Source organism: Thiomonas sp. OC7, assembly GCF_900634595.1.
Taxonomy (GTDB): domain Bacteria; phylum Pseudomonadota; class Gammaproteobacteria; order Burkholderiales; family Burkholderiaceae_C; genus Thiomonas; species Thiomonas arsenitoxydans.
Genome location: NZ_LR131953.1, coordinates 1,192,114 through 1,208,959, shown reverse-complemented (window position 1 = coordinate 1,208,959; position 16,846 = coordinate 1,192,114). Strand labels below are relative to the sequence as shown.

11 protein-coding genes are annotated in these 16,846 nt (G+C 66.8%); 7 read left to right on the top strand and 4 right to left on the bottom strand.

Annotation, left to right across the window (positions count from 1 at the left end; translation table 11 throughout):
* Positions 1–14: 14 nt before the first annotated feature.
* Positions 15–1,028, top strand: coding sequence for a LysR substrate-binding domain-containing protein (locus BIO17B3_RS05790; RefSeq protein WP_156053388.1), 1,014 nt, complete (start codon positions 15–17; stop codon positions 1,026–1,028).
* 27 nt (positions 1,029–1,055) lie between these two features.
* On the opposite strand, the gene BIO17B3_RS05785 is transcribed toward BIO17B3_RS05790, so the two are convergent.
* The 3 genes from BIO17B3_RS05785 to BIO17B3_RS05775 all read right to left on the bottom strand — a co-directional run bounded on the left by BIO17B3_RS05785 (position 1,056) and on the right by BIO17B3_RS05775 (position 4,731).
* Positions 1,056–1,988: a transcription factor jumonji JmjC domain-containing protein gene (locus tag BIO17B3_RS05785; RefSeq protein WP_156053387.1), complete on the bottom strand. Its 933-nt coding sequence runs from the start codon at positions 1,986–1,988 to the stop codon at positions 1,056–1,058.
* Positions 1,989–2,092: 104 nt separating this feature from the next.
* Entirely contained in the window at positions 2,093–4,138 is a 2,046-nt protein-coding gene (gene mnmC / locus BIO17B3_RS05780; RefSeq protein WP_156053386.1) for an FAD-dependent 5-carboxymethylaminomethyl-2-thiouridine(34) oxidoreductase MnmC, read from the bottom strand.
* Positions 4,135–4,731, bottom strand: a complete 597-nt coding sequence (locus BIO17B3_RS05775) for a 5-formyltetrahydrofolate cyclo-ligase (protein ID WP_232054195.1) — start codon at positions 4,729–4,731, stop codon at positions 4,135–4,137. Before BIO17B3_RS05775 ends, mnmC begins: the two co-directional genes overlap by 4 nt.
* Positions 4,732–4,777: 46 nt before the next feature.
* Here BIO17B3_RS05775 and BIO17B3_RS05770 point away from each other — a divergent pair, with 46 nt between their 5' ends.
* The 5 genes from BIO17B3_RS05770 to BIO17B3_RS05750 all read left to right on the top strand — a co-directional run bounded on the left by BIO17B3_RS05770 (position 4,778) and on the right by BIO17B3_RS05750 (position 12,661).
* A complete protein-coding gene (locus tag BIO17B3_RS05770) occupies positions 4,778–6,877 on the top strand; it encodes a lytic transglycosylase domain-containing protein (protein ID WP_232054194.1) in 2,100 nt (699 codons plus the stop codon).
* A gap of 145 nt (positions 6,878–7,022) precedes the next feature.
* A complete protein-coding gene (locus BIO17B3_RS05765) occupies positions 7,023–8,015 on the top strand; it encodes a complex I NDUFA9 subunit family protein (protein ID WP_156053384.1) in 993 nt (330 codons plus the stop codon).
* A gap of 116 nt (positions 8,016–8,131) precedes the next feature.
* Positions 8,132–8,791, top strand: coding sequence for a glutathione S-transferase family protein (locus BIO17B3_RS05760; protein ID WP_156053383.1), 660 nt, complete (start codon positions 8,132–8,134; stop codon positions 8,789–8,791).
* 93 nt (positions 8,792–8,884) lie between these two features.
* Positions 8,885–10,888 carry an ATP-dependent helicase gene (locus BIO17B3_RS05755; protein WP_156053382.1) on the top strand — a complete coding sequence of 668 codons (2,004 nt, stop codon included), beginning with the start codon at positions 8,885–8,887 and terminating at the stop codon, positions 10,886–10,888.
* A 102-nt stretch (positions 10,889–10,990) separates the two neighbouring features.
* Positions 10,991–12,661 carry a long-chain-fatty-acid--CoA ligase gene (locus BIO17B3_RS05750; protein ID WP_156053381.1) on the top strand — a complete coding sequence of 557 codons (1,671 nt, stop codon included), beginning with the start codon at positions 10,991–10,993 and terminating at the stop codon, positions 12,659–12,661.
* Between the two features lie 177 nt (positions 12,662–12,838).
* On the opposite strand, the gene BIO17B3_RS05745 is transcribed toward BIO17B3_RS05750, so the two are convergent.
* Positions 12,839–15,361 (bottom strand): EAL domain-containing protein, encoded by a 2,523-nt coding sequence (locus tag BIO17B3_RS05745; protein WP_156053380.1) that lies wholly within the window; start codon positions 15,359–15,361, stop codon positions 12,839–12,841.
* A 215-nt stretch (positions 15,362–15,576) separates the two neighbouring features.
* Between BIO17B3_RS05745 and BIO17B3_RS05740 the strand changes: the two genes are divergently transcribed.
* On the top strand, positions 15,577–16,845 hold the full coding sequence (locus tag BIO17B3_RS05740) for a multifunctional CCA addition/repair protein (protein WP_156053379.1): 1,269 nt from the start codon (positions 15,577–15,579) through the stop codon (positions 16,843–16,845).
* Position 16,846: the final 1 nt, after the last annotated feature.

Genomic DNA, 16,846 nt, shown 5'->3' with positions numbered 1-16,846 from the left:
ACGGAAGGTTCATCATGCGAAAAATGGATGATGGCGCGCAACCCCAAGCGGCCGCTTCGGCCGTGCTGATGCCGCGCAGCCGCCAGGTCGATGCGGGCAATCTGCGCGGCTTCGAGGCGGCGGCGCGGCTGGGCAGCTTTACCGCCGCGGCCGATGCCCTGGCGCTGACGCAGTCCGCGCTCAGCCGCCAGATCCAGACCCTGGAAGCCAGCGTCGGCGTGCCGCTGTTCGTGCGCGAGGGGCCGCGCGTGCGCCTGTCACCCGCTGGCGAGCAGTTCGCGGTGGTGGTGCGGCAGGCGCTGCAGCAACTCGACGCCGCGGTGGAGGGGCTGCGCGCCAGCCAGGGGCGGCCACGGGTGCAGATCACCACCTTTGCCTCGCTCGCCAGCCAGTGGCTCATTCCCCGGCTTGGCGAGTTTCAGAGCGCCCATCCCGACATCGACATCGCCGTCGAGACCTTCGACAACCTCAGCGATCTGGAAGTCGGCGGGCTGGACATCGCCATCCGCCGCCTGCGCGACGACAACCCCTTGGCCCGCGCGCCGCACACCACGTTTCTGTTCGGCGAACAAATCACTCCGGTGTGCAGCCCCGCGCTGGCGCAGACCGGCCGCGCGCCCGGCGCTCTGGACGATCTGCCCCGCTGCGTGTGGATCGACGATGTGCGCATCCACAGCGCGCCGCCCATCGCCCGCGCCAATCTGCAGGCGCTGTCGTGGGGCGGCTGGTACGCGGGGCTGGGCTTGCCGCAACCTGAGCCGCAGCGCTGGCTGCGGTTCAACTACACCTATCAGGTCATTCAGGCCGCGGTGGCCGGGCAGGGCGTGGCGATGGGGCAGATCGGCCTCATCCGCGATCTGCTGGCCGCGGGCACGCTGATCGCCCCGGTGGGCCGACGGGTCGATGCCGGCTACGGCTACTACCTGGCGGTGCGTTCCGGCGCGCAGCAGCGCCCGGAAGTGGCAGCCATGCTGCACTGGCTGCAGCAGCAGTTCGAGGCGTGGCGGGCCATCGAGATCGGCGGCTGAGAGGACATGCAGGGGCGCAGTCTTGCGTCAATGTTCGGCGCGCTGCAGCGGGTGGCGCAGGCGCTGCAGGGCGTGCAAGGAAGCGGCCTTGGCGCCGTCCACCCAGGCGCTTTCACCCACGGGTTTGGGGTTTTGCAGGCCAATGCGGCGCAGGCGGGCATTGAATTGATGCGCGGCGGTGTGGCGGTCGGACTGCCGGGTGCGGAAGGTGAAGGCCAGCGAGACGGACAGGTTGGAATGCGTCCACACCCGATGCGGCGCGATGAAAGGGTGATGCAAACCCAGGCCGGGTCGCAGCGAGAAGTGCAGGGCGCGCTGCTCGAACTCCGGTTTGTAGGGCGGCCGCGTGCCCTCGTAGGCCAGCAGCCGGTCTTTCTGCGCCGGGCTCATGATGAGCGGGTCGGTCTGGCTCCATAGATCGGCGGTTTTTTCGCCGCGAATCTGCAGCAGAAAATTCATCTCCCGATCCATGTGATACGGCGTGACGGCGCCTTGCGCCGAGATGAACACATAGGTCGAGTACCAGGTGATGTGCGGGTCGAGCGGGTGCGTGTGCGCGGTGATCTCCGCCAGCAAGCTCTCGATCTGCGGCCGGTAAATCGCATCCTGCTCGGGGTTGCTGATGCAGATATAGCCGTGCAAGGGCTCGAAGTGCGTCAGCAAATGGTCGAGCGTCAGCTCCGTATCCGTGCGGACAAAAGAGGCTTCGAAGTCGGCATCCGGCGCAATGTCGCCGCGGCGGAACAACACCTTGTTGGCCGGATGGCGGCGGGCCAAATCGAACAAAGGTTCGATATCGAACATCGGGTGCTGGTTCAGCCGATGCTGCAGCAGAAAAGGGTGGCGGTTGTAGTGGCTTTGCATTTGCGCCGGGTCGAACTGCAGCCAGCCTTCGCTGTCTTGTTGCCCGCGTTGCAGCAGGCGGGCGTACTGCTCGGCACTGACGAATTCACCCAGCATGAAAGCCTCCCGGGAGTGGAGAAAGTGTTTTGTCGCACTTTACAAACGCACCGGGGCGTTGTCCATCCGGGGCGCCACGAGGGGGCTCTGGCTCAATCAGGCGGCTACGTTTGTGCGTGTCGCAGGCGCCGCAAGGCCGTGCGGGCGGGGTCGATGCTGTCGGCTAGGTCGGTTTCGAGGGGCAGCGGCGTGCCTTCGATCTGGGCCAGCAGGGTTTCGGCCAGCAGCGGGGCGAGGGTGAGGCCGCGCGAGCCCATCCCCGCGCACACGGCCACGCCCGGCAGGCGGGGGAGTTCGTGCAATTGTTTGCCGGCGGCGTGCAGGGGGTTGGCCAGCAGCGGCGCGAGATCGGCGATGGGGCCGCAGTAGGGCAGACGGTCGGCGCTGGCTGCGCGCGTGCCGACAAAGTGGCGCAGCGCGGCAGTGTGTTCGGGCAGGGGCGGCGAGGCGGTGAGCGCGCTCAGGCCCGCGCGGTTGTGCGCCCAGGCTTGTTCGGGGGTGAGAGGCTGGTCTTCGGTTTCGAAGGTGGCGCCGATCAGCAGCCAGTCTTCCTCGCCAGGCTGTTGAAGCTGGCGCGCCGCCGCGCGCGGCAGGCGCAGCACATAACCGCTGCCCATCCACGGCTGCGCAAGCCCTTGCAGCGCGGGCCAGAGGCGGGCGGGCAGCGCCTGCGCCTGGCCGCGCAAGGGGTGCAGGGGCAGCCAGTCGGGGCTGGGGATCAGCCCGCTGGCGGCCAGCAGCGCCGGGGTTTGCAGGGCGCTGGCGAGCACGATCTGCGGCGCGTGGGCCAGCTCTTGCCCGGCGGCGTCGAGCACGCGCCAGACGCTGCCGTCGCGTTGGAGCCGGGCGGCCTGGGTGTTGCGGCGCAGGGTGATGCGCGGGGAGTCGAGCCAAGCCGCGCACAGGGCCTGATTGGCGAGCACCGCGCTGTCCACTTGCCAGCCGGCTTCGGTCCATTGCGCCATTTCGGCGGGCAGGTGCACGCTTGAGCGCCAGTCTTGCATGCGCTTTTCGTCGGCGGCGTCGGCGGGGGTGAGGGTGGCCGGACCGAATTGCGCGAGATCGTGTCTCAAGAAAACGCCGGGCCGTCCCAAGTTTTCTTGCCCCCCTCGGGGGGCGGGCTGGGCGCAGCCCGGCCCTGGGGGCGCTGGTTCGGGCGGCAGCGCGCGGCGCAATGCGGCCATGCCGGCGCGGGTGAGGCGCGAGAGCAGGTTGTCGTCTGCCGAGGGCTGCAGATGTGCCAGACCTGCGGGCATGGCCGAGCCGCCGCCTGCGGGGCGTGGGGCGGATTCGAGGACTTCGACCGTCCAGCCGCGCTGCGCCAAGGCATGAGCGCAGGCGGCGCCGCTCAAACCGGCGCCGATGACTACGGCATGCCGCGGCAGCGCTGCAGGCCAGGGTGCGGGCAGGGTGTGGCGGGTGCGCTTCCAGAGGGGGTTGAAGGTGGCTTGCAGGCGCTGCCGCTTGCCGCCCCAGCCCGGGGGCAGTTCGACCTCGAAGCCGGCCTGGCTCAGCCCCTTTTGCACCGCATGCGCCACGGTGTAGCTGGCCGCCCGGGCGCCGGGCTTGCTCAGGCGGGCGATGGCGCGGAAGAGTTCGGGCGTCCACATGGCGGGGTTGCGCGCGGGCGTGAAGCCGTCGAGGTAGAGCGCGTCGGCGGCCAGTTTGAGTTTGGGCGCGAGTTCGGCGGCATCGCCAAAGGCCAGCAGCAAACTGACTCGGCCTTCGTCGAGCACGATGCGGTGCAGACCGCGCACGGGCGACGGCCATTGCGCGGCCAGCTCCACGGCGAGCGGCTGCAATTCGGGCGGGGCGTGGCGCAGCAGATCGGCGGCGCGTACCGGGTGTAGTTCCAGGCTGACGTAGTCGAGCCGGGCGCAGCGCTGCGGGTCGGCGCGCCACGCCGCCCAGGTGGCGAGAAAGTTCACCCCGAGGCCGAAGCCGGTTTCCAGCACAGTGAACTGCTCGCGGCCCGCCCAGCGGGACGGGGTGTCGAGCAGGCCGCAGCCCTGCAGGTAAACGCCCCGCGCCTGCCCCAGCGCGCCGGCGCGGCTGGCGTAGACATCGCCGTAGCGTGGGCTGAGCGCCTGGCCCTCGGCGTTCGTGGCAAGATCTGCGGGATCGAGCAGAGGCGGGGCGTTGGGCTTCAATCGACAAGGGTGAGCGAGAGCGCGTCCAGGCCGTACAGGCCGTCTTCGGTCAGCACCAGGTCCATGAGCTGGTCGTGCGGCTGCATGTCGAGCTGGTGCAGCTCGCAGCAGGCATAGCTCAGGCCCACGGTGTAAACCTCTTCGCGCCCGGCCAGGTAGCGGTCGTAATAGCCGCCGCCATAGCCCAGACGCAGCCCGACGTCGGCGAAGCCCACGCAGGGGACGAGCAGGGTGGTGGGGCTGAGTACGGCCTCGCCCGTGGGTTCGGCGATGCCGTAAGGGCCGGAGCGCAGTGGCTCGCCCGGCGCCCAAGCGAAGAAGGTCATTTCCTTGGTTGCTTCTTTGACGCGGGGCAGGGCGAGGGTGCATTCGGGGTGCGCCGCCAGCCATTGGGTGACGGCAGGCAAGGGGTCGAACTCGCCGCGGGTGGCGCAGTAGGCGCCGAGGGTTTCGGGCTCCAGCGCGTCGAGTACCTGCTGCAGGCGCTCGGCCAACTCGGCATCGCGGCGTTCCAGGTCGGGCAGCGCCTGGCGTTTGGCGATCAGTTCGCGCCGCAGATTGGGGCGCAAATGCTGATCAGTCTCTGGGGACAATGGGTCGTACAGGGGCGGGTTCACGGTAAGCTGACGTCCTATGAGAATGAATCGGTTGTTGCCGCTTATTTTGCGCCGCTTCGCGCGTTGTTTTGGCGGGCTGGGTTTGAGCGTGCTCACGCCGCTGGCGATGGCGCAGTCCGCGCCCATCGCCGCCAGTGTGGCGGCACCCGCGGTGCAGGCCAGCGTGAGTGCGGCGCCGGTGGTCATGCCGGCCATGCCCGTCATTCCGGTCGATCAGGCGCAGTTGCTGCTGGCCGCGCAAAAGGCCTCGCAGCGTGGCGACCCGCAGCCCGCGCTCGACGCCCTGCTGCAACTCAAGGGCACGCTGCTCGAACCCTGGGTGGCCTACTGGGCGATCAAGCCCACGCTCTCCGAAGCCACGCAGGCCGATTTCGACGCCTTCGCCCGCGCCTATCCGCACACCTATGTGCTCGACCGTCTGCGCAACGACTGGTTGTTAGAGCTGGGCAAGCGCGAAGACTGGACCGATTTCAACCGCGTCTATCCGCACTTCATCATGCGCGACGACCCGCAGGTGCAGTGCTACGACCTGCAAAGCCAGTTCGTCACCCAGCATGCCGACGTGACGGCGCAGGTGTTCAAGTTGTGGATGGATCAGCGCTATGGCGGCGTGGGCTGCAATAGTGCGGCCAGCGCGCTGCTGCAAGACGGCGCCATGCCGCGCGAAATGCTGTGGCAGCGTATGCGCCGGTTTTACGAAGACGGCCGCGCCAAGCAGGCGCGCGATCTGCTTGCGCCTTTTCTGCCGACGGGTAGCTGGCGCATTCTGGCGCAGACCGATGCCAACTCGGTGCGCTACCTGCTCGATGTGGTGCGGCGAGGGCCGTCTGCGGCGATCGCCAACGCCGATCAGCGGCAATATCTGGTGCTGGCGCTGCTGAGCATGGCGCGGCAAGATCCAGGGCAGGCCGCACGCCTGCTGCAAGATAATTTCTCCGCGCTGCCCGCGCGAGACCGGGCTCAGATCTGGGGACGCATCGGTCTGTCGGCCGCGCTGGGTCTGCAGCCCGAAGCCGCCCGCTGGTATGCCCGCATGGGCCAGGCCGATCCGGCCTTCGTGCCTTCGACCACGGTGCTCGAATGGCAGGTGCGCGCCGCGCTGCGCGCGCAAGACTGGCCGCTGGTGCGCAGCGCCACGCGCACGCTGATCGATCAGGGCGACAAAGACCTGTCGTGGCGCTACTGGCACGCCCGCGCGCTCGAAAAACTCGGCCACCCGATCGAGGGCCGCGCGCTGCTGGCCGAGGTGGCGAATCCCTGGGATTTTTACGGCCAGCTCGCTACCGACGCGCTGGGCATGAAGGTCAGCCTGCCGGCTTCCCTGCCCCCGGCGCCTTTGTCGGTCGTTGCGCAGCAGGCGGCGCGGCCGGGGCTGCAGCGCTCGCTGGCCTTGTTCAGCATCGACCTGCGCAACGAGGCGGTGCGCGAATGGAATTTTTCGCTACGCGGGCTCGACAACCAGCAAATGCAGGGCGCAGCCGAACTGGCCTGCCAGCAGCAGCTCTGGGATCGCTGTATCAACACCAGCGAACGGGTGACGGGCGGGGTGGACATCGCCCAGCGCTACGCCATGCCTTACCGTGAGGCCATCGGCAAAGCCTCTGCGGCCGAAAACGTGAACGAGGCATTTCTCTACGGCCTGATCCGGCAGGAGTCGCGCTTTATCGCCAACATCAAATCGTGGGTGGGCGCTTCGGGGCTGATGCAACTCATGCCGGCCACCGCCAAACTGGTGGCGCGCAAAATCGGCCTGACCGATTACAGCCACGACCAGATCGCCGACGTGGGGGTGAATGTGCAACTCGGCAGCGCCTACCTCGGCGGGCTGCTGCAGCAGTTCGATGGCTCCGAGGCGCTGGCCGCCGCGGGCTACAACGCCGGGCCGGGGCGGCCGCTGCGCTGGCGCAATATGGGGCTGCCCGATCAGCCGCTGCTGCCCGGCGCCATCTTCGCCGAGAACATTCCCATTCCCGAAACCCGCGATTACGTCAAGCGCGTACTGGCCAACGCCACGGTGTACGCCGCCATCCTCAGCGGCAAGCCGCAGTCGCTCAAGGCCAGACTGGGCGATGTGGGCTCGCCCGACGCCATGCTGGCGAGCAATCAAGGCAATCGGCCCTGATGCAATCCGCACTGAGCAGTCCGCACTGAGCGCCCCCCACGTTTCCTTGAGCGGCAACACGGGGTGCCGGGGCTTGATGCGGCGCATTCCCCTTACGGCGGGGTTCTGGCACACTTTGCCCTGTCGCGATCTTTCAGGAACTCTCATGCAGCAGCAGAACATTCTCGTCATCGGCGGCAGCGGTTTCATTGGCAGCCGCCTGGTCAACGCCCTGTCGCTGGCCAATCATTTCGTCACCGTACCCACCCGCCGCCGTCAGCGCGCCCGTCATCTGGTGCAACTGCCGCTGGTCGATGTGGTCGAGATCGATGTGCATGATGACGCCAAGCTGGCCAAACTGGTGGCCGGACGCGACGCCGTGGTCAACCTCGTGGGCATTCTGCAAGGCAGGCGCGGCCAGCCCTACGGGGCCGACTTCGCCCGCGCGCATGTCGATCTGCCGCGCCGCATCGCCGCCGCCTGCGCGCAGCAAGGCGTGCGCCGCGTGGTGCACATGAGCGCGCTCGGGGCCGATTCCAACGGGCCGTCGATGTATCTGCGCTCCAAGGGCGACGGCGAGGCGGCGCTCAAGGCGCGAGCCGGGATCGACCTCACTATTTTTCGGCCCTCGGTGGTGTTCGGCCCCGAAGACAACTTTCTCAATACCTTCGCCAAGCTGCAGCGGGTGTTTCCGGTCGTGCCGCTGGCCGGGGCGAAAACCCGTTTTGCCCCGGTGTACGTCGGCGACGTGGTCACGGCGTTTGCCAGCAGCCTCGTGGGCCCGCAGGCGCGTGAAACCCTCGGCCAGACTTACGAACTTTGTGGCCCGGGCACCTACACCCTGGCCGAACTGGTGCGGCTTTCCGGCCAGTGGGCGCGGGTGGGCGGCGGCAGAGGGCGCAGCATCATCCCCCTGCCCGACGCGCTGGGACGGCTGCAGGCGCTGATGATGGAACTCGCTCCGGGCGAGCCGGTGATGAGCCGTGACAACCTCGACTCGATGAAGGTCGACAGCGTGTGCAGCGGGGCCCTGCCCGGCTTCGCGCCGGAGCTCGGCGTGCCGCACCCCGAGTCTTTGGAGGCCATCGCCCCCACCTATCTCGACCCGAAGTATCAGGAGTCGGAATACGGGCCGATGCGTGCGACTGCGGGGCGCTGATTTTCCAAGGGCATCCACCATGCGCCGGCCGCATGGCGGCCATGCGAAAAAACGGTTTGGAAAGCGCGGGGCCGGGCGGGACAATGGCGGCCTTTATCTCCCGCGCAAGGCCCGTCATGTTCATCCTGCACATCGGCAACAAAAATTATTCGTCCTGGTCCATGCGCCCCTGGGTGGCGATGACCGCGTTTGGCATTCCCTTCGAAGAACGCCAGCACTGGCTCGACACGCCCGAGTTTGCCGCGCAGTTGTCGCCCCTCTCGCCCGTGGCGAAGGTGCCGGTGCTCGAAGACGGCGATCTGCGCATCTGGGACTCGCTGGCCATCGGCGAATACCTGGCCGAGCGTTTTCCGGAGCTCGCACTCTGGCCGCGCGACGTGGCCGATCGGGCGCTGGCTCGCTGCCTGTGCGCCAGCATGCACAGCGGCTTTGGCGCCTTGCGCGAGCACATGGCGATGAACATCGAGGCCGATCTGCCGGGGCGGGGCTGGAATACGGCCGTGCAGCGCGACGTCGACCAGATCCTGCGCATGTGGCAAGGCGCGCTGCAGACCAGCGGCGGCCCCTTCCTCTTCGGCGCATTCGGCCTGGTCGATGCGTTCTACGCCCCGGTCTGCATGCGTTTTGTCACCTACCGACCCACGCTGCCGGACTGGGCCTGGCGTTATGTGCAGGATGTCGCCGCCCATCCGGCGGTGGCCAAGTGGGCCGAGGAGGCACGCGCCGAGCATGTTTTTCTGCCTGCGGATGAACCCTACCGAAGCAAACCCGAGTAGGCCGTTTGAGGAAGTGGCCGCAGCAGTCGTCGCGGCTCGATGAGCGGCTCCATGAGCGGCTAGACTCCACCGCTTTGCGTCTTCAACTGCCTCATGCTCAACGCTGCCCAGGAACGTGCCGTCGCCCATCTTTCCGGGCCTTGCCTCGTCATCGCCGGGGCGGGCAGCGGCAAGACACGGGTCATTACGCACAAGATCGGGCGGCTGCTGCGCGCTGGGCTTGAGCCCGATCAGATCGCGGCCATCACCTTCACTAACAAGGCGGCAGCCGAAATGCGCGAGCGTGCGGCGCAGCTGGTGGACAAGCGCGGCGTGGCCAGCAAGCTCGCCATCTCCACCTTCCACGCTTTGGGCGTGCGCATGTTGCGCGAAAGCGGGCAGGCGCTGGGGTTGAAGCCCAAGTTCTCCATCCTCGCCGCCGACGACGTCACCGGCCTGCTGCGCGATGCCGGCGCCACCACCGACAACGCTCAGGCGCGGCGCTGGCAGTGGACCATCAGCTTGTGGAAAAACGCCATGCTCACGCCCGAAGCGGCGGCGCGCGTGGCCGAGAACGACGACGAGCGCGTGGCCGCCAAGGTGTACGCGCGTTATGCCGACATGCTGCAGGCCTATCAGGCGGTCGATTTCGACGACCTGATCTGGCTGCCCGTCACCCTGTTGCAGCAGCACGCCGACGTGCGCGAGCACTGGCAGAACAAGCTGCGCTATCTGCTGGTGGACGAATACCAGGACACCAACGCCGCGCAGTACGACCTGCTGCGTCTGCTGGTGGGCGACAAAGGGCGATTTACCGCAGTGGGTGACGACGACCAGAGCATCTATGGCTGGCGCGGCGCCACGCTGGACAATCTGCGCCGCTTGCAGACCGACTGGCCCACGCTCGAAGTCATCAAGCTGGAGCAGAACTATCGCTCGACCAACGCCATTCTGCGCGCGGCCAACGCCATCATCCAGAGCAACCCCAAGCTCTATCCCAAGAGCCTGTGGAGCGAGCATGGCGAGGGCGAGGCGGTGGAGGTGCGCGCCGCGCAGAATGAAGACGAAGAGGCGCAGATGGTGGCCGCGCGCATCCAGGCGCTGCGCAGCGGGCGCAATGCCGAACTGGCGCACATCGCCGTGCTCTACCGTGCCAATCACCAGTCGCGTCCGCTGGAGCAGGCGCTGCGCCGCGCCAACATTCCCTATGTGGTCAGCGGCGGGCAGAGCTTTTTCGACCGGGCCGAGATCAAGGACGTCTGCGCCTATCTGCGGCTGCTGGCCAATCCCGACGACGATCCCGCCTTTCTGCGCGCCGTTACCACGCCGCGCCGGGGCATCGGGCCGCAAACCCTGGCGGCGCTGAGCACCTTCGCCGGGCAATGGAAAGTGTCGATGTTCGAGGCGCTGTTCCGCGACTCCATGCCTGCCGCGGTGGGCGCGCGCCCTGCCGATCATCTGCGCGAGTTTGGCCGTCTGCTGCACGACATCGAATGGCGCGCCCGCACCGCACCGGCGGGCGAGTTGCTGCGCGAGATGCTCGAGACCATCGGCTTTCGCGCCTGGCTGGAAGAGCACAGCGACAACCCGCGCGAGGCCGAGCAGCGCTGGAAGAACGTGGACGACTTTTGCGGCTGGATCGAGCGCAAGGCCGAAGAAGACAAGGTCGGCCTCACGCAGATCGCCCAGACCATTTCGCTCATCACCCAGTTGCAGGAACGCGGCGACCAGCGCGACGCCGTGACCCTGTGCACCCTGCACGCCGCCAAGGGGCTGGAGTGGCCGCATGTGGTGCTGGCCGGTTGCGAGGAAGGTCTGCTGCCGTTTTTCACCGACGACCGGCCGCTGACCGATGCCAGCCAGGAAGAGGAACGCCGCCTGATGTATGTGGGCGTGACCCGCGCGCGCCAGACCCTGGTGCTGAGCTGGTGCCAGAAGCGCAAGCAGGGGCGCGGCGCAGCGGGACGCAGCCCCAGCCGCTTCATCGGGGAAATGCAGACCGGGCAGCCCAAGACCAGCAACAAGGACGCCGCAATGGCGCGCATCGCCGCCCTGCGCAGCCGACTGGGCGCGGCGGCGGCCGAGGAAAGCGCTGCAGCCGCTGAAGCGAAACCGTGAACACACCCTAGCCGAATCGCCCCGAATCGGCTATGTTCTGGAAATCGAACGGGCGTGCTTTTTTCCGTTGCGCTGCATTCAAAACAAAGCAGGAGACAGTTCATGGAGCGGATCTGGCTGGCGAACTATCCCGCAGGCGTGCCTGCGGACATCGACCCGGACATTTTTTCCAATGTTGGAGCGCTGCTGGGGCGCAGCTTCAAGGCCTACGCCGAGCGCCCCGCCTACGCCTTCATGGGGCACAAGACGACTTACGCGCAGTGGGAGGCGCAAAGCACGGCGTTGGCGGCTTATCTGCAATCGCTGGGGCTGAACAAGGGCGACCGCGTGGCGATCATGATGCCCAATGTGCCGCAATATCCGGTGGCGGTCGCCGCGGTGCTGCGCGCCGGGCTGGTGGTGGTCAACGTCAACCCGCTCTACACCCCGCGCGAACTCGAACACCAGCTCAAGGACAGCGGGGCGGTGGCCATCGTCATCCTCGAAAACTTCGCCCATACCCTGCAGCAGGTCATCGACCGCACCGCGGTGCGACAGGTGATCGTGGCGAATATGGGCGAAACCCTGGGTTTTCCGCTGGGCGCCATCGTCAACTATGTAGTGCGACACAAAAAGCGGCTGGTGCCGCGCTGGTCGCTGCCGGGCCATGTGGCCTGGAAGGCGGCGCTCGGTCAAGGGTCTGGCCTGACCTTCAGTCCGCCGCAGGTGGGGGCGGAAGACGTGGCCCTGCTGCAATACACCGGAGGCACCACCGGTGTGGCCAAGGGCGCCACGCTCACCCACCGCAACATCGTCGCCAACATCGTGCAGTCCGCCGCCTGGTATGCCCCGGCGCTGGGCAAGCTGCCTGCTGGAAAGCAACTCAACACCATTTGCGCGCTGCCGCTCTATCACATCTTCGCCTTCACCGTGATCATGATGCTCAGCGCCCACGAGGGCGGCATGATGATTCTCATCCCCAACCCGCGCGACCTGCCGGCCACGCTCAAGGAACTGGCGAAGTACGAGGTGCACTCTTTCCCGGCGGTGAACACGCTGTTCAACGGCCTGCTCAACCACCCGGACTTCGACACGGTGAACTGGAAGGCGTTGAAAATGTGCCTGGGCGGCGGCATGGCGGTGCAGGAGGCCGTGGCCAAGCGCTGGCTGGAGCGCACCGGCTGCCCCATTTGCGAGGGCTACGGCCTGTCTGAAACCTCGCCCTCGGCCATCTGCAACCCCACCGATACCGACCGCTACAGCGGCACCATCGGTATGCCGATTCCGTCCACCGAGTTGCAACTGGTGGACGACAACGGCCGCGAAGTGGCGCCCGGCCTGCCCGGAGAAATTGCCCTGCGCGGGCCGCAGGTGATGCGCGGCTACTGGAACCGCCCGGAAGAATCCGCCAGCACCTTTACCGCCGACGGCTTTTTACGCACCGGCGATATCGGCGAGATCGATGCGCGGGGCTTCGTGAAAATCATCGACCGCAAGAAGGACATGATTCTGGTGTCGGGCTTCAACGTCTATCCCAACGAAGTCGAGGGCGTGGCGGTGATGCATCCCGGCGTGCTCGAAGCCGCCGCGGTAGGCGTGCCTGACGCGAATTCCGGCGAGGCGGTCAAGCTGTTCGTGGTGAAAAAAGATCCGGCGCTGACTGAAGCGCAACTGCGCGACTTCCTGCATGAGCAACTCACCGGCTACAAGCGGCCCAAGTTCATCGAGTTCCGCGGCGAACTGCCCAAGACGCCGGTCGGCAAGATTCTGCGGCGGGAGCTGCGGCCGGAGTAGGAGCCCCCACGCTTCGGCTTCGCCTGCGCTGCCCCCCGAGGGGGCCGCCGCCGCCTTGGGGCGGCCCTGCGGCGGCGGTGTGTTGCCCCCACGCTCAGGCTTCGCCTGCGCTGCCCCCCGAGGGGGCAGCCGTCGCCTTGGGGCGGCGGCGTGTTCCTGTCCTGGGTGTGGCGGGCGTCAGTGGGTTTGCTGGGTGCGCAGGTCGCGCAGCAGGTTCAGGGTCTGCTGCAGATTGAGGGCGCGGGAGAATACCCAGCCCTGAATCATCGGGCAGCCCGCGCGCTCCATCCACAGCAGGTCGGCGACGGTTTCCACGCCCTCGGCCACCGCTTCCAGGTTGAGGGTCTTGGCCATGGTGAGGGTGGCGCGGGCGATGGCGGCTTTGAAGCGGTCTGTGCTCACGCCCGAGGCAATGGCGCGGTCGATCTTGATCTGCGACACCGGCAGGCGGGTGAGATAGCCGAGGTTGGAATAGCCCACGCCGAAGTCGTCGAGCGAGAGCTGCACGCCCATCTGGCGGAATTGCTCGAACACCGCGAGCAGGTCGGGGTTGTGCTCGATTTCCACGTTTTCGGTGAGTTCGAGTACCAGTTTGTCGCGTGGTACGTCGAAACTGGCCGCCATGTCGAAGATGCAGGACACGCAGGCGTTCACATGCAGTTGTCGCGGCGACACGTTGTAGGCCATGGTGCCGGTGAAGCCTTGTTCCTTGCGCAGGCGCGCGAAGCCTTCCAGTGCGACGGACATCATCACCGGGCCGAAGCTGTCGAGCAGGCCGCAGTCGGCCAAGATGGTGATGAACTCGTCGGGCTGCACGCGCTCGCCGTTGCCGCGCGTCCAACGCGCCAGGGCCTCGACCCCAGCGATCTCGTAGGCGCCGCGCAGGATCTCCAGCGTGGCGGAGTCGTCGTGCAGCAGCACGTTTTGCTTGCGTGACCAAATGGGCTGGAAATGCACCTCGAAGCGCCGGTTGGCAATGGCTGCGCGCAGCTCTTCTTCCAGTTGCGAGCGGCGTTCGATGCGCGACTGCAACGCCACCGAGAATGACTCGACGCGATTGCGCCCCAGCATCTTGGACTCATGCATCGCCGCATCCGCGCGGCCCAGCAGTTCGGCCGTGGTGCGGCCGTGCTGCGGGAACACCGCTACCCCGATGCTCGCGGTGGTCTGCAGGGTGCGCTCGGCATGGTGCATGGGCTCGCCGAGCGACTGCTGCACCAGCATGGCCATGCGCAGGGCCTGCGCGGCGTCATGCGCGTCGCGGGCCAGGATGAGGAATTCGTCGCCGCCAAAGCGCGCGGCGGTGTTGTTGGGCCGGGCGAGCTGCACCAGGCGCTGCGCGGTTTCCACCAGGACCTTGTCGCCGACGGCGTGGCCCAGCGCGTCGTTGATCAGCTTGAAACGGTCGAGGTCGATGAAGAGCACCGCGAAGCTCTGTCCCGGCGGGGTGACGGCAATAGCGTCTTCCACATGCTTTTCGAACAGGGTGCGGTTGGCCAGGCCGGTGAGCGTATCGCGATAGGCGGCGAGTTCGAGTTTTTCTTCGGCTTGGTGCGCCTTGGTGACGTCGCGCACCACGCCGCGGTAACCCTGAAACAGACCGAGATGGTCGATCATCGGCGAGGCGTCGATACGCCACCACAGCAAGGCCTGATCCGGCCCGAGGCGGAATGGCACGATGAGATCGCGCACCTCTTCATGTTCTTCCATGAGAAAGCGCAGTTGCGCCCATTCCGGCGAAAACTCCTGCCCCGGATAGAGCGAATTGAGGTTGTGCCCCACCAGATTGAGCGTTGCCAGCGGAGACTCGCTAGCGCGACGCGAGCTGCGGGTGATGTAGATCAGGACATCGTTGGGGTCGGACTCCCAGAACCACTCGCTCGACAACTCCGCCAGCATGCGAAAGCGGCTCTCGCTGCGCTGCAGCCGGGTCTGCGTTTGCCGCAACTCGGTGATATCCCAGGTCAGGCCGAAGATGCGCGTGGCGACGCCATCGGGCCCGCGCTCGCGCACCATGCCGTGGTTCATGGTGGTCACTGTGCTGCCGTCCACGCGGATGAAGCGGGTCTCGACCGTCTGCACAAAACCATCGGGGGCACTGATGCGCGCAATCGCCTGTTCCAGCGCGGGCAGATCGGCTGGCGCCACATGGCCCATCCATTCCGGAATGGTGAAGGTCTTGGGCTCATGCCGGTGCGCCTCGTCGAGCCAGTTCTGCTCGGCGTGCAATTGCCCGGTCTGCAGATCGAGTTCCCAGACCGTCAGTCCCGGACTGGTGCGCAGCAGGTCGAGCGAGGTGTCGCTGGCATGCAGTCGGGTGGTGTCCTGCATGAAGCAGAAATAGCCGAGTACCGCGCCTTGTTCATCGGGCGGAAAAGGCACCAGCCGCACCCGCAGCCATCTTTTCGCCTGGCGTCCTGCGTGATGCCCCTGGCGTTCGTATTGCGCGATCTCGCCGCGCAGCACGGCGGCAATGTGTTGCGTGATGGTGACCAGCGTTTCATGCGGAACCAAGGCATCCAGCGACTTGCCCAGCAGTTCCGTCGGGGTCTTGCCCAGCCAGTTCGCATACGCCGTATTGCAATACAACAAGTGGCTGTGCGCATCGAAACAAGCGGCCATCAGCGGCAAATGCTCCGCCCACTGTGCAATGTCCTCGCACCAGGAGTCGGCAACTCGCGCTTGTGTTTCTTGCCCCATATGCCGTGATGTTCCTGCAGAAAAATGAAGAGGAACGGTCACTATTCAATACGAATTTCGATGACCGGGCTCATATCGCTGTTTGTCGTTGTTTGCGACTTTGTAAAGTCTAAGCGAAGCAGCGTCGCCGCGGGACGCCGCGGTGGATTTGGCGTAACCGTTATTTTTTCGAGTACTGGAAAAGTGGCTGTATGAAAGTTGGACAATTTGACCGTATGTCCTCTTCTCTTGCCCATCCCCCAGGTCAGGCCTATGTCGTCGGCGGTGCGGTTCGTGATGCCTTGCTCGGGCGTCCGCATGGGGACCGCGACTGGGTGGTAGTGGGGGCCACGCCGCAGCAGATGATCGATGCTGGGTTTCTGCCGGTGGGGCGCGACTTTCCGGTGTTTCTTCATCCGCAAACCCACGAGGAATACGCCCTGGCGCGCACCGAGCGCAAGACGGCGCCGGGCTATCGGGGATTTGTCGTGCAGGCGGCGCCCGAGGTCACGCTGGAGGAAGATTTGTTGCGCCGCGACCTCACCATCAACGCCATGGCGCGCGCGGCGGATGGCACGCTTATCGACCCCTACGGCGGCTGGCGCGATCTGCAGGCGCGGGTGTTGCGGCATGTCTCGGCGGCGTTTGCGGAAGACCCGGTGCGCATTCTGCGGCTGGCGCGGTTCGCGGCGCGCTTCGACGATTTTTCCGTCGCCCCCGAAACCATGGACTTGATGCGCCACATGGTGCATGCGGGCGAGGTGGACGCGCTGGTGCCCGAGCGGGTGTGGCAGGAACTGGCGCGCGGCCTGATGGAGCCGCAGCCGCAGCGCCTGTTCGCCGTGCTGCGCGAATGTGGCGCGCTGGCGCGGCTGCTGCCAGAGCTAGACCGGTTGTGGGGCGTGCCGCAGCGGGCTGACTATCACCCCGAGATCGACACCGGGGTGCACGTCATGCTGGTGTTGCAGGCGGCGGTCGCACTCGACGCCCCGCTGGTAGTGCGCTGGGCCTGTCTGATGCACGATCTGGGCAAGGGCACGACACCTGTCGATGTCTTGCCGCGCCATATCGGACACGAGCAGCGCAGCGTGGCGCTGGCGGCCGAAGTGGCGCGAAGACTGCGCGTGCCGACCGACTGCGCCGAGCTGGCCGCCGTGGTGGCCGCCGAGCACGGCAATATTCACCGCTGTCTGGGCTTTGGCGCCGAGGCCACACTGCGTCTGCTGCAGCGCTGCGACGCCTTGCGGCGACCGGAGCGATTCGCGCAGGCGCTGCTGGCCTGCGAAGCCGATCATCGCGGACGCGGCGGCGATTTTCCGCAGCAACCGTATCCGCAACGCGCGCGCCTGCTGGCTGCACTGGATGCGGCGCAGGGCGTGGACGCGGGGGCAATTGCGCAGCAAGTGACGCAATCCGGCGGCAAGGCCACGGCGATTGCGCAGGCGGTGCAGGCCGCACGCGAGCAGGCTGTAGCGCTGCGACTGCCACCCCTTATGGCAGGCTGAA

Excerpts from the sequence above, each read along its gene's own strand:
- BIO17B3_RS05760 (WP_156053383.1), top strand. The coding sequence starts at position 8,132 with ATGTTCATCCTGCACATCGGCAACAAAAATTATTCGTCCTGGTCCATG.
- BIO17B3_RS05745 (WP_156053380.1), bottom strand. The coding sequence starts at position 15,361 with ATGGGGCAAGAAACACAAGCGCGAGTTGCCGACTCCTGGTGCGAGGAC.
- BIO17B3_RS05770 (WP_232054194.1), top strand. The coding sequence starts at position 4,778 with ATGAATCGGTTGTTGCCGCTTATTTTGCGCCGCTTCGCGCGTTGTTTT.
- BIO17B3_RS05790 (WP_156053388.1), top strand. The coding sequence starts at position 15 with ATGCGAAAAATGGATGATGGCGCGCAACCCCAAGCGGCCGCTTCGGCC.
- BIO17B3_RS05765 (WP_156053384.1), top strand. The coding sequence starts at position 7,023 with ATGCAGCAGCAGAACATTCTCGTCATCGGCGGCAGCGGTTTCATTGGC.
- BIO17B3_RS05750 (WP_156053381.1), top strand. The coding sequence starts at position 10,991 with ATGGAGCGGATCTGGCTGGCGAACTATCCCGCAGGCGTGCCTGCGGAC.
- BIO17B3_RS05740 (WP_156053379.1), top strand. The coding sequence starts at position 15,577 with ATGTCCTCTTCTCTTGCCCATCCCCCAGGTCAGGCCTATGTCGTCGGC.
- BIO17B3_RS05785 (WP_156053387.1), bottom strand. The coding sequence starts at position 1,988 with ATGCTGGGTGAATTCGTCAGTGCCGAGCAGTACGCCCGCCTGCTGCAA.
- BIO17B3_RS05755 (WP_156053382.1), top strand. The coding sequence starts at position 8,885 with ATGCTCAACGCTGCCCAGGAACGTGCCGTCGCCCATCTTTCCGGGCCT.